The organism is Idiomarina sp. UBA4206 (genome assembly GCF_002383015.1).
Classification (GTDB): Bacteria; Pseudomonadota; Gammaproteobacteria; order Enterobacterales; family Alteromonadaceae; genus Idiomarina; species Idiomarina abyssalis.
In genome coordinates, this window is sequence record NZ_DFTS01000058.1 from 14,476 (window position 1) to 26,508 (window position 12,033).

The following is a 12,033-nucleotide window of genomic DNA, read 5'->3' on the forward strand; positions in this document are numbered from 1 at the left end:
AACCAGCGACTGGTTGTCAGCCAGACGAAGAACAATTCTGCTTATCCATGACCCGGGTGAAGATAAGAATCTGGAGACTCTGGCAATAGCCCGCTACGACGTTGGCGAGGTGTTTAAAAGTGCATGGAACCCGGAACAACAGCCAGACCAATGGAAGCGTCTGGCTCAAATTATTGCAGAGCGTAACCCAGCCTCTATCGCAATTAATCAATCAAAAGATTTCGCTCAGGCCGACGGCATTACAGCCACGGATAAAGAGCTTTTTATGGCTGCTTTACCCGATAACCTAGACAGTAAAATTGTGAATGCTGAACCGCTAGCTGTTTCCTGGCTTGAACAGCGAACAGAAGCAGAACTGCCCTATTATCGGGATGCCGTTAAGCTTGCTCACCAAATTATCGCTGAAGGGTTTTCTGACAAAGTTATTGCAGTTGGTGAAACGACCACAGAAGATCTTCAATGGTGGTTCCGTGAACGTGCGGCACAAGAGAACCTGCCGGTTTGGTTCCATCCTTCCGTGAGTGTACAACGTATCAATGACCCTCAACCAGGGCACCCGCGTTCAACAGGCGTCACCATACAACGCGGCGACTTATTGCATGTAGACTTTGGCATTACCTACCTGCGTTTAAACACCGATACTCAACAACATGCCTATGTTTTACAAGAAGACGAGTCCAACGCACCTGATACCCTAAAACAGGCATTAGCTAATGCCAATCAACTACAAGATATTTTGACAGCCCAGTTTGAAGAGACACGTTCTGGCAACGAAATATTACTTGCAGCGTTAGAGCAAGCTAACGACAAAGGCCTGGAGCCTATGATTTATACCCACCCAATTGGGTATTACGGCCATGGCTCAGGCCCTACCATTGGTATGTGGGATAAACAGCACGCTATACCAGGAGGGGGAGAATACCCATTATTCTCCAATACGGCCTATTCTATCGAGCTTAATAACAAAACCACATTCGAGGATAAAACCATCACCATCATGCTGGAAGAGGATGCATTTTTTGATGGTGACGGTGTTAGCTACTTAAACGGCAGACAGCAGTCCTTTCATCTTATCGACTAGGCTTTTCTGACACATAAATAGTAATGTGTCCGGCGGCTACAACGGTGCCGTCGCTGCGCTTAGCTTCTACCGATATTGGCTGATCGCCCGGTTGCCAGGTGGATTCTGAGCTTGTTGCTTCTATGGTCACATCACTATCGGTTTTGGCCAAATACTGCACATTCATACCTTTCGGCAGCCAACGAAGATGCTTTGGAATAGAAGCTTCAGCTAATGCTCCCATCGCCATTTCCATTCCGTTGCATACCGCAATGGCGTGCACCGTACCAATATGGTTCTGGACTGCTTTTCGTTTCTTAAACGTCAGCTGACAAAGGTTAGGCTTTAATTCAGTAATAAGCGGCTTAATCGTTTTAAAATAAGGCGCTTTTCGGGCAAACATTGCCGAAAAAACCTGACGTCCAAAAGGCATTTTTAAGCAGCGTTCGTACAAATTAATAAGGTAGTTGCTACTGGCCAAAATCATGACTCCAAATAGATTGGTAACAATTTGTCGATATAAAAAAAGCAGGCCGAAGCCTGCTTCTTACACTTATCGCCTAATTTACAGTGTGTAAATTATAAGCTGGCAAGCGTTTCATTTAATACAGAACAAGGGCGCATTGCTGCTGATACCTTATCGGTATTTGGCTGATAGTAGCCACCAATGTCTACTTTAACACCCTGAACCTTGTTCAGTTCATCGATAATGGCCTGCTCGTTACCAGACAGTTTCTCAGACAGTTTACTGAAACGCTCTTTAAGTTCAGCATCGTCGCTCTGGTTAGCCAGCGCTTCTGCCCAATACATTGCCAGGTAGAAGTGTGAGCCACGGTTATCGATTTCACCCACTTTACGTGACGGTGATTTGTTCTCTTCCAGGAACTTAGCCGTTGCGACATCCAGGCTATCTGCCAGAATTTGCGCGCGGTTGTTATCAAAGGTACGGCTTAGGTGCTCAAGAGACGCAGCTAACGCCAAAAACTCACCTAAAGAGTCCCAACGTAAGTGATTCTCTTCAACAAACTGCTGCACGTGTTTAGGCGCTGAACCGCCGGCTCCAGTTTCAAACAAACCACCACCGTTCATTAACGGAACAATTGACAGCATTTTCGCTGATGTGCCCAGTTCCAGAATTGGGAACAAGTCCGTCAGGTAGTCACGCAGTACGTTACCGGTAACAGAAATGGTGTCCTTGCCTTCTTTAACACGCTGTAGCGTGTGGCGAGTCGCTTCAACCGGCGCCATGATCTGAATGTCCAGACCATCGGTGTCGTGCTCTTTCAGGTACTCTTCCACTTTCTTAATTAACTGAGCGTCGTGAGCGCGGTTGCTGTCTAACCAAAATACTGCAGGCATGCCGCTTAAGCGTGAACGGTTAACCGCCAGCTTAACCCAGTCACGAATCGGTGCGTCTTTTACCTGACACATGCGCCAGATATCACCTTCTTCAACGTGGTGCTCGAACACAACATCACCGGCTTTGTTAAATACTTTTACTGTACCCTTTGCCGGAATTTCAAAGGTCTTGTCGTGAGAACCATACTCTTCAGCTTTTTGCGCCATTAGGCCAACGTTAGGTACGGTACCCATAGTTGCCGGATCAAAGGCGCCATTTTCTCTACAGAAATTAATGGTTTCCTGGTAAACGCCTGCGTAGCTACGATCCGGGATCATTGCTTTAGCATCTTGTCGGCTGTCGTTCTTATCCCACATTTTTCCAGAATCACGAATCATTGCCGGCATTGATGCGTCAATGATGATGTCACTTGGTACGTGTAGGTTTGTAATGCCCTTATGCGAGTTAACCATTGCCAGTTCCGGCTGTTTTGAATAAACCGCTTCCAGGTCTGATTCAATTTCAGCACGCTTGCCTGAACCAATTTTTTCCAGTTTGTTGTAAAGGTCGCCAATACCGTTACTTGCGTCAAACTCAATTTCTTTCATAACGTCAGCGTGTTTTTCCAATACGTCTTTATAGAAAACACGTACCGCATGACCAAACATAATTGGATCAGAGACTTTCATCATGGTGGCTTTTAAGTGCAGTGACAATAATACGCCCTGCTCTTTAGCAGCTGCAGTTTCTTTCTCAAAGAACGCCTGCAATTGCTTCTTACTCATCGTTGCAGCGTCAACTACTTCACCTGCCAGTACGGGTACCGATTCTTTCAGTACTTTTTGCTCACCGTTGCTCTCAAAAACAATTTTAAATGTATCATCGCCCGAGGAGGTTACCGATTTCTCACTGCTGTAGAAATCGCCGTCGTTCATGTGTGCAACGTGCGATTTAGAATCCTTAGACCACTCGCCCATGCTATGTGGGTGCTTCTTCGCGTAATTTTTTACAGCACTTGGCGCGCGACGATCAGAGTTACCTTCACGTAATACCGGGTTAACCGCACTGCCCTTCACTTTGTCATAACGAGCACGAACGTCTTTTTCTTCATCAGTTTGTGGGTCAAACGGAAATTCAGGCAGCTTATAACCTTGTTCCTGAAGCTCTTTGATGCAAGCTGTCATTTGCGGGATAGATGCACTGATGTTTGGCAGCTTAATAATGTTTGCTTCCGCTGTCTTCGCCATTTCACCCAGTTCAGCTAAAGCATCTGACTGACGTTGCTCTTCGCTCAGGTACTCCGGAAACTGCGAAATAATACGACCAGCTAAAGAAATATCACGAGTTTCAACTGAAACACCAGCTGCCTTAGTAAATGCTTCAATAAAAGGCAGAAACGAATAGGTAGCAAGGCGCGGCGCCTCGTCCGTTTCAGTATAAATAATCTTTGCTTTATCAGTCGACATAGTCATTCCTATTTATTGGACCAAAGTAAAAATCTATTAGCTTACTTATGTAATTTTGTGGCGCAGATTATAGAGGATCTGGCTCTGAATTACCATTCACCCGTGTTTTCCATAGAGGCCCAAGGCTCTTGTGGCGGCAAGTTATCACCTTTTTGCAGCAGCTCTATTGAGATATTATCCGGCGAGCGCACAAAGGCCATGTGTCCGTCTCTCGGAGGCCGGTTAATAATGACGCCGTTATCCATCAGTTTTTGGCACAACTCATAAATATTCTCGACTCGAAACGCTAAATGGCCAAAGTTACGGCCGCCGCTATAAGTTTCCGGGTCCCAGTTGTAGGTCAACTCCATCATCGGCGCCTGTTCTTTTTTAGCGCGCTCAACGTCATCCGGTGCAGCTAAAAAGACTAAAGTGAAACGGCCTTTTTCTACCTCCTTCCTTCTAACTTCCTGCAATCCCAATAAATCACAATAGAAATTCAAAGATTGTTCTAAGTCGTGCACCCGCACCATGGTGTGTAAATATTGCACTTTCTAATCTCCTTCCTGCTCAATAAGGGCTTCAGAACTTCGTTCAATAAGGTCTAAACGGTGTCCAAACCCTTTCTGTCTTCAAAATACGGCTCTGACACCGGCAATGGTTCATCACTGTTCTCTATTTTCTTACCTTTCCTTGATTTAAGTTAAAGATACATTTAATATGCATTTATTAGATGCATTAGGAATGTCTCTTATGAAACCACGTAAACTATTGCAAACCTCTAACACTTCTATGGTGGTGTTTTTATTACTTTCAATCGTTGTTTTTTATCTGGCCTGGTTCCAGGAAGAAAACTTACCTTTGATGCTGTTAGTTTTCTTGCATTTGTCACAGGTAATCTTAGCCGGTTTGTTCAAAGTGGCTTATGTATTTAGATTGATAGCGCAGAATCAATTAGGGGAAGAACTCAGATAAACTCGTTGGTCAGTTTTTTTCGCTCACGCCAGTCAGGAAGAAACTCATCCATGAGTGCGTAAAAGCGCGCGTTATGATAACGCTCAAACAGGTGTGTTAGTTCATGAACCACTACGTACTCAAGGCACTCGACCGGTTTTTTAACCAGTTCCAGATTCAGCCATATCTTTTTGCTGCGTATATTGCAGGTACCCCAGCGGGTTTTCATCGCCCTGATACCGAAACCGCTGCTGTAAACTCCCATTCGCGGTTGCCAGATACCCAGTAAGGCTTCAACTTCGCGGGTAATTTGTTCCCGGTACCAACGATCCAGAACCTGTTTACGCTGAACTGCATCGTAATGTGGCAAAGAAACCAGCTGCAGTTTATTATCGTTCAAGCTAACCGAGGCACCACGCTTTTTAAGTGCAATAGCCAGTGTGTACACTTTTCCCCAGAACTTATGCTCTTCACCTGATACAAACTGAAGTTCTGGCTGTACCGGTTGCATCGCAATTCTTTCCCGTTGCTTTATCAACCAGTCATGACGCTCAAACAACCAGCTTTCAATCTCATTCAACGAGCACTGCTTAGGAGCCGAAACTTCAACATCACCCGAGGGCGCACGCACCCTTAAGTACATATTCTTAATCCGCTTACTCTTAACCGTAACGGGAATATCGTTAATGAGCAGCTTTGCGCTGTATAAATTTTTACCTTCTTTCGGCATCTTGCTGAGCCACTATCAGTTGCTTTAATTCCCGAATTTCCTGCTGTAAATCAGTTATAGAAGGTTCTTTATCTCCGAGCTCTTGAGCCTCATTTTCCTGGCCAAGCTCAACCTTACGACCCTCTTTATCCATGACGTTAATCACAATACCGATAACCATGTTTAAAAACGCAAAAGCAGTCAGGAAAATAAAAGTCATATAGTAAATCCAGCTCCAACCATAAACTTCCATGGTTTCATACTGAATATCCGTCCAGTCTTCAAAGGTCATCACCCTGAACAGCGTAAGCATTGAAGTGGCAATGTTATCCCATAAGAACGGGTTGATGTCGGCGAACAAGTAGCTACCAACTGCCGCATAAATATAGAAGATAATAAACATCAGCAGTACAACGTAACCCATCTGGGGAAGCGCTTTTAGCAAGGAGTTTATTAAGGTTCTAAGCTCAGGAATAATGGATATCATCCTAAGTACTCGGAAAATCCGGACCAAGCGCGCCAGCAAGGCAAGTTCAGAGTCATTGATTGGAATAAGACTGACCAATACGACCAGGGTATCAAACACATTCCAGCCATCTTTAAAAAAGGCTTTTTTATTGTCTTCGGCAATAAAACGAATGGTAATTTCAATTAGAAAAAACAGCGTTATAAAAAGGTCTAAACCATACGTCAGGCTATTAGCAAAAGCGGGTAACTCGTAGGTTTTAGCGCCAATTTCCAAAGCCGAAATAATGATAACGGCAACCACCAGCGCTTCAAAAATCTTGTTACTTTTAAGCTGAAACAACTGCTTTTTAATGTTTTCGTACATAAATTAACGACTCAGAAGAATAATAAGTACAAGACAACCGCCAGGACTAAACGGTAGATAACGTAGGGCCACATACCGAACGCGTTAAGCCACTTCAGGAAAAAGTGAATAGCGGTAATGGCCGTTAAAAACGACACAACGCCACCAACCAAAAAACCTAACCAATCTACGGCAATGGACTCTGAGGCTATGGTTAATAGCTTGATCAACGCAGCAGCAGCGGTAATTGGAATGGCCATAAAAAATGAAAACTTTGAAGCTGACTCTCGGTTTAACCCTAAAAACAAACCCGCGGTTATGGTAGCGCCTGAACGCGAAGTGCCCGGAATCAGTGCTAAAGCTTGGGCAAGTCCAACAATAATCGCATCTTTAAAGCCAATGTCCTGCAAGGTTCTGCTGCCGCGGGCGAAGCGATCGGCAACAGCCAAAAGTACAGCGAAAACAACCGTGGTAGTGATGATAACCCCCACAGCTCTTAGCGCAGTGTCTATGTAATCCAGTAGCAGTATACCCGCAATACAAGCAGGTATAGTTCCAACAACAACAGCCCAGCCTAAACGGCTTTGTCCGACATGTTGGCGAGCAGCGATAGAACGAAGGCCATCGACAAAGAGTTGAGTGACATCTTTGCGAAAATAGAGAATGACAGCAAGCAAAGTACCGACATGAACGGCGAGATCAAAGCCTACACCTTGATCTTCCCAGCCAGTAAGTATTGGCATCAAAATTAAATGAGCAGAACTGGATATTGGAAGAAACTCGGTTATCCCCTGGATAATGCCAAGGATGATCGATTGTAAGAAATCCATTAAAAATGCTCGCCTTCATTCTGCTCAAATAGAAAGCGAGCATTATAGTCAGTTTCGTCGCTAGAACGAAAGTAAGATTAAGTGATTAAGCGCCACATTTACCTTCGCCGCACTTACCTTCACCACATTTACCTTCTTCCGACTTTTCTGATTTTTCACCTTTTCTCTCGGCCTTTTCTTTCTTCATTTCTTCGCCGCACTTACCTTCACCGCATTTTCCTTCACCACACTTGCCTTCTTTGGCCTTTTCCTTTCTCTCTTTCATTTCTTCTTTGGATTTTTCTTTCATTTTCTCTTCGCCACATTTTCCTTCACCGCATTTCATTTCTTGTGGTTGAGAAACCTCATAGCCCGAAGAAAGCTCCGTTGCTTCAAAAGGGTTTGCCTGAGCAGCGCCCATGCTCATTGCTGAAGCTACAGATAAGGCCGAAGTAATAGCCAGAGTTTTTGATGTCAGTTGTTTCATAATAATTACCTGAATTTGTTTGTTGGGGTCTCTTTAACTGTAGTTTATTTTTACAATAAATAGACAGTTATTTACATATTATTAACTCAATATTCTATCATGCAAGGTTCGGATCACATTCTCACCCTCACTGTCTTCTACCAGAAAGCAAAGATTATGCTCGCTCGCTCCCTGGCAAATTAAACGCACAGCATAGTCATTCACTGTATTAAAAGTGAGTTGGCTTATATGAGCATCTCGTCCAATGCCGTTTCCAATAATAGCCACCAGCGATAACCCCGTTTCAATTTCTACGCGGCAAAACTGCTCAAGCTCCTCTAAAGCAGCAGCCGGTAATAACGCTTGTCCATTTGCAATGCTTCCGCCTTCATCCAAAGTCAGCGCAATGCTCACTTCTGAGGTTGTGACCAAATCCACACTGACATTATAGCGCGCCAATATTTCAAAAAGTCGCGCCAGGAAACCGCTCGCATGCAACATGCTCAAACTATGAACGGTTACTAAAGTCTGATTCCGGCGAAGTGCAACCGCTCGTACGTCAGGCCGTGTTGTAGGATTTGCGGATATATACGTACCACCGGCGGCTGCATTCTGACTACTGCCAATGAAAACCCGAATTGAGTTTTTTATAGCTGGTGCCAGACTGGATGGGTGCAGAATCTTAGCTCCAAAAGTTGCTAACTCTGCCGCTTCTGAGAAACTCATTTCGGCTATAGCCCGGGCGCTGGAACAGATTCTTGGGTCTGTTGTGTAAATTCCCGCAACGTCCGTCCAAATTTGTAAATCCGTTGCGTTAAAACCTGCTGCTAGCAAGGCGGCACTATAGTCGCTTCCCCCGCGACCTAAAGTCGTTGTCTGAGTTTTATCATCTGAGCCAATAAACCCCTGAGTTACCCACACACACCCGGAGTCCAACTTCTGCTTCTGCTCAAGACAATGTGACTTAGTTGAAACTTCATCCGGTTGCGCCCGGCCAAAAGCGCTGTTTGTTTTCAGCAGTTGCCGCGCATCCAACGTATCCGATAACAAGCCTTGTTCATTTAGAACGCAAGAAAACAAAAGACTCGAGCAACGCTCACCAAAGCTTAATAACTCATCCCGCCAGGCGGCCCAGTTTGCTATTGCTTTTTGACAGTGAGACTCCAGTTCATCATGTAACTGAGACAAGGATAGTTCCAGAGCACCGGAGCTCTTCAGTTTTTGCTGAATAGAGGCATGAATAGTATAAATTTCATTTCGCAGAGATTCTGTTTGCTTACCCTGTTTATCAGCTATTTCTGCCAGCCGATTCGTGACTCCGGCGCAGGCACTAACAACGACCAGACGAATAGAGGGGTTATTCTTAACAATTTGGGCACAGCGTAGCATTGAAGGATAATCGGCAACGCTCGTACCTCCGAACTTAGCAACAGTAAAAGACACAGTTTTCTCCTGAACATAACAACATAAGTGTTCGGAGAACTCAGGTTTTGCAGAGTAAGTGGCGAGATTAACTTAATAGCCAATAGGCAAATGCAAACACCAGAAGCTCTCCACCCTGAAGGTGACAGTTGTGGGTGTTCAAACCCTGCAACCGGCAACATTGCCGCCAAATGACTATGCTACCTCGGCGTAATACCCCTCCCCTTCGACTCAAATCCGGCTTTGGCAACCTAAGTTCGAAAGTTCCTGGTGTACGCACCTCTTCTTTGTGCAAATTAGACCACGCCCGACAAAGCGTGGTCAATTTATTTACTCACTAAGACTGCTTTAGCGAGTCCATATCAATTACAAATCGATACTTCACATCACCTTTTTTCATCCGTACAAAGGCATCGTTGATGTTCTGGATATCCAGCATTTCAACATCGCAATGAATAGAGTGTTCGGCACAGAAGTCGAGCATTTCCTGTGTTTCAGGAATGCCACCAATTAAGGAGCCAGCAAGTACCCGGCGTTTCATCACCAGCGCTCCGGCTTGTAATGCAGGGTCAACCGGCTCTAACAGACCCACTAGAATGTGCGTACCATCGACTTTCAAACAGTTAATGTACGGATTGAGATCATGCTGTACCGGCACGGTATCCAGTAAAAAATCGAAGGTCTCTGCTGCCGCTTCCATTTGTTTATCATCAGTTGAGATAATCACATGATCTGCGCCTTGCTTTTTAGCTTCGGACACTTTGCTTTCTGAGCGCGTAAAAATAGTGACTTCAGCTCCCATGGCTTTAGCAAATTTAACGCCCATATGTCCCAGGCCACCCATGCCGATGACACCTACCTTGTGCCCTTTTTGCACACCAAAGTGGCGCAATGGTGAATAGGTTGTAATACCGGCACACAGGAGTGGCGCTGCTTTTGCCGGATCCAATTTCTCTGACACCCTAACCACGAAGCGATCACTGACGACTATCTTCTCGGAGTAACCACCATAAGTAATGCTTTTATCGTGTAAATCTTCTCCGTTGTAGGTTGGTACCATCCCATTAAGGCAATATTGCTCCAGACCTTTTTCACAAGAAGAGCACTCGCGACACGAGTCAACCATACAGCCAACACCAACTGTGTCTCCCACATTGAAGTTCTTAACATTATCGCCTACTGCCGTGACTTTACCGATTATCTCATGGCCGGGCACAACCGGGTATATGGTGCCTCCCCAGTCATTCTCTGCATAGTGAATGTCAGTATGGCAAACGCCACAATAGGTTATGTCGATAGCAACATCGTCGTTACGTAACTCACGACGTTCTATAGCATGAGGTGCCAACTTAGAATTTTCTGATTGTGCTGCATAGGCTTTCGTCATTTATCGCTCCTTTGAATTATTGTCTCTCACTAATGTACTCATTAACTGATTTTTTAGATTGTAGACTCTAGAGTTATTGCAACCCACTCGGCGACAACATACCATCCAATAATACTGTTTAAAAAATAGATGACTTATGAAGTACACACTGTCTTTGTTGCTGACTGCATTCTTTTGCCTTAATTCACCCGGGATAACCGCTGCGGTTAATTCAGGCGGCACTAATAATGAGCAAAGCCCACTAACCGATTATTTAATTCGACACTGGGAAACGCGTGATGGATTACCCCACAACTCGGTTAATGAACTCATTCAGGATAATAAAGGCTACCTTTGGTTAGCAACCTGGCAAGGGCCTGCCCGCTTTAATGGTCGTCGTTTCGATATCTACGATAATTTACGAGAAACCGGTTTACCTGATATAGGCATGTATACCGCAGCCTACAGCCATTGCGATAGCAGCATTTATGTGGCCGGTAGCCGGGGCGGAATTGCTCGTTTCTATGATGGACACTGGGAAGCACTTGAATCCACTCCACCTTTTGTAAACCACTTATTTACTGATGATAACTGCAACCTTTGGGTCTCAACTTCAGAGCTTGGCTTGCTCGTTTATAAAAACAATCAACGCACCGCACAATTTACGACTAAGCATGGTCTGAATTCCATGTTTGTCTATGAGTCGCTGGTCGACAGCCAGGGCAACTTGTGGGCAGCCACCAATAAAGGGCTTCAGGTAAAAAAAGTTGGTCAGGCTCGCTTTGAAACTATTACTGCCATTCCGGAGCGGTTAGTCACCGCCCTACTTGAACTGCAAGACGGTACTTTACTGGTAGGCACGGAAAATGGGTTGTATCAGCAAAAGGCAAATACCGAGTTTGGGCGAGCACTACCCGAAATTGACAGAAGAATCAGCACCCTGTTTCAGTCCCATGACAAACAACTTTGGCTGGGGACTTATCGCGACGGCCTCATTCGCATTAGTGATAAGTACGGTATAGAAAGTTTCGATACCAGCGAAGGTCTGCCTAACAATCATGTACTGGATATTATTCAGGACAGAGAAGGCAGTTTTTGGGTTTCAACGCACGGTGGACTGGTCCAGTTCAGAGATGCTCTTTTTTCAACTTATACAAAAAAGGACGGGCTTACAGGTAACTATATCCGAGCCTTAGCAGAAAATGACAAGAGTGAAGTCATCGTTGGCTCCAGCAATGGTGTTTCAATTGTAGACGAAACGGGAATTTCTGCCCTGGCTCCTGACACCTCACTAAACGAGCAGTCCGTATTATCACTGGCTTATGATGATAAACAACAGCTCCACATCGGAACATACACTGACGGCCTTTATATTTGGGACGGTGAGAGAATCGTCCGGCACTTTGACACGAATAACCTGTTAAAAGCGGACGAAATTCGTCAAATTGAGCTTGATCCTAAACTGGGGAAATTCCTGGCTACACCTTTGGGAATTACACATTTGTACCAAAACTCCCAAGGGCAATGGGTATCCCAACATATTTCTCAGGAAGATGGTTTAACCAATAATTATACAACCTCGTTACATCTCGATAAAACGGGCACGCTTTGGGCCGGCTCAGCGCGTGGTGTGGTTAGTATTAATATCGTGC

12 protein-coding genes and 1 riboswitch are annotated in these 12,033 nt (G+C 44.9%); of the genes, 3 read left to right on the forward strand and 9 right to left on the reverse strand.

From position 1 onward, the window contains the following. Window positions 1-1,081 (forward strand): M24 family metallopeptidase (locus B3180_RS11665; RefSeq protein WP_286844707.1); only part of this gene is annotated, 1,081 nt, incomplete at its 5' end. On the opposite strand, the gene B3180_RS11670 is transcribed toward B3180_RS11665, so the two are convergent. The 3 genes from B3180_RS11670 to B3180_RS11680 form a co-directional block, all read right to left on the reverse strand. Further along, window positions 1,071-1,547 carry a hotdog fold domain-containing protein gene (locus tag B3180_RS11670; protein ID WP_222236890.1) on the reverse strand — a complete coding sequence of 159 codons (477 nt, stop codon included), beginning with the start codon at window positions 1,545-1,547 and terminating at the stop codon, window positions 1,071-1,073. The genes B3180_RS11665 and B3180_RS11670 overlap by 11 nt on opposite strands. 92 nt (window positions 1,548-1,639) lie before the next feature. Then, window positions 1,640-3,865: an NADP-dependent isocitrate dehydrogenase gene (locus tag B3180_RS11675; RefSeq protein WP_278355964.1), complete on the reverse strand. Its 2,226-nt coding sequence runs from the start codon at window positions 3,863-3,865 to the stop codon at window positions 1,640-1,642. Window positions 3,866-3,954: 89 nt separating this feature from the next. After that, window positions 3,955-4,395: a VOC family protein gene (locus B3180_RS11680; RefSeq protein ID WP_222236888.1), complete on the reverse strand. Its 441-nt coding sequence runs from the start codon at window positions 4,393-4,395 to the stop codon at window positions 3,955-3,957. A gap of 202 nt (window positions 4,396-4,597) precedes the next feature. Here B3180_RS11680 and B3180_RS11685 point away from each other — a divergent pair, with 202 nt between their 5' ends. Next, a complete protein-coding gene (locus tag B3180_RS11685) occupies window positions 4,598-4,819 on the forward strand; it encodes a hypothetical protein (RefSeq protein ID WP_054487507.1) in 222 nt (73 codons plus the stop codon). Here the strand turns inward: B3180_RS11685 and B3180_RS11690 are convergent. The 6 genes from B3180_RS11690 to B3180_RS11715 form a co-directional block, all read right to left on the reverse strand. After that, the gene (locus B3180_RS11690; protein WP_222236887.1) at window positions 4,812-5,528 is read right to left on the reverse strand and encodes a M48 family metallopeptidase; all 717 of its coding nucleotides are present in this window, start codon (window positions 5,526-5,528) and stop codon (window positions 4,812-4,814) included. The two genes, B3180_RS11685 and B3180_RS11690, sit on opposite strands and share 8 nt — an antisense overlap. After that, a complete protein-coding gene (locus tag B3180_RS11695; protein WP_054487503.1) occupies window positions 5,512-6,339 on the reverse strand; it encodes an ion transporter in 828 nt (275 codons plus the stop codon). Before B3180_RS11695 ends, B3180_RS11690 begins: the two co-directional genes overlap by 17 nt. 11 nt (window positions 6,340-6,350) lie before the next feature. After that, window positions 6,351-7,148: an undecaprenyl-diphosphate phosphatase gene (locus B3180_RS11700; protein WP_278358652.1), complete on the reverse strand. Its 798-nt coding sequence runs from the start codon at window positions 7,146-7,148 to the stop codon at window positions 6,351-6,353. Window positions 7,149-7,233: 85 nt separating this feature from the next. Then, window positions 7,234-7,614, reverse strand: coding sequence for a hypothetical protein (locus B3180_RS11705; protein WP_054487499.1), 381 nt, complete (start codon window positions 7,612-7,614; stop codon window positions 7,234-7,236). Between the two features lie 81 nt (window positions 7,615-7,695). Next, a complete protein-coding gene (gene lysC, locus B3180_RS11710; RefSeq protein WP_222236885.1) occupies window positions 7,696-9,036 on the reverse strand; it encodes a lysine-sensitive aspartokinase 3 in 1,341 nt (446 codons plus the stop codon). A gap of 95 nt (window positions 9,037-9,131) precedes the next feature. Then, a riboswitch (Lysine riboswitch) is annotated at window positions 9,132-9,308 on the reverse strand. Between the two features lie 44 nt (window positions 9,309-9,352). Continuing rightward, window positions 9,353-10,402 carry an NAD(P)-dependent alcohol dehydrogenase gene (locus B3180_RS11715; protein WP_224797505.1) on the reverse strand — a complete coding sequence of 350 codons (1,050 nt, stop codon included), beginning with the start codon at window positions 10,400-10,402 and terminating at the stop codon, window positions 9,353-9,355. Between the two features lie 136 nt (window positions 10,403-10,538). Here B3180_RS11715 and B3180_RS11720 point away from each other — a divergent pair. Continuing rightward, a partial coding sequence (locus tag B3180_RS11720) for a ligand-binding sensor domain-containing protein (RefSeq protein ID WP_286844719.1) occupies window positions 10,539-12,033 on the forward strand: 1,495 nt, incomplete at its 3' end.

What these genes read in the sequence shown, in the direction of transcription:
- B3180_RS11670 (WP_222236890.1), bottom strand. Translation starts at nt 1,547, where the DNA reads ATGATTTTGGCCAGTAGCAACTACCTTATTAATTTGTACGAACGCTGC.
- B3180_RS11675 (WP_278355964.1), bottom strand. Translation starts at nt 3,865, where the DNA reads ATGTCGACTGATAAAGCAAAGATTATTTATACTGAAACGGACGAGGCG.
- B3180_RS11685 (WP_054487507.1), top strand. Translation starts at nt 4,598, where the DNA reads ATGAAACCACGTAAACTATTGCAAACCTCTAACACTTCTATGGTGGTG.
- B3180_RS11690 (WP_222236887.1), bottom strand. Translation starts at nt 5,528, where the DNA reads ATGCCGAAAGAAGGTAAAAATTTATACAGCGCAAAGCTGCTCATTAAC.
- B3180_RS11695 (WP_054487503.1), bottom strand. Translation starts at nt 6,339, where the DNA reads ATGTACGAAAACATTAAAAAGCAGTTGTTTCAGCTTAAAAGTAACAAG.
- B3180_RS11700 (WP_278358652.1), bottom strand. Translation starts at nt 7,148, where the DNA reads ATGGATTTCTTACAATCGATCATCCTTGGCATTATCCAGGGGATAACC.
- B3180_RS11705 (WP_054487499.1), bottom strand. Translation starts at nt 7,614, where the DNA reads ATGAAACAACTGACATCAAAAACTCTGGCTATTACTTCGGCCTTATCT.
- B3180_RS11715 (WP_224797505.1), bottom strand. Translation starts at nt 10,402, where the DNA reads ATGACGAAAGCCTATGCAGCACAATCAGAAAATTCTAAGTTGGCACCT.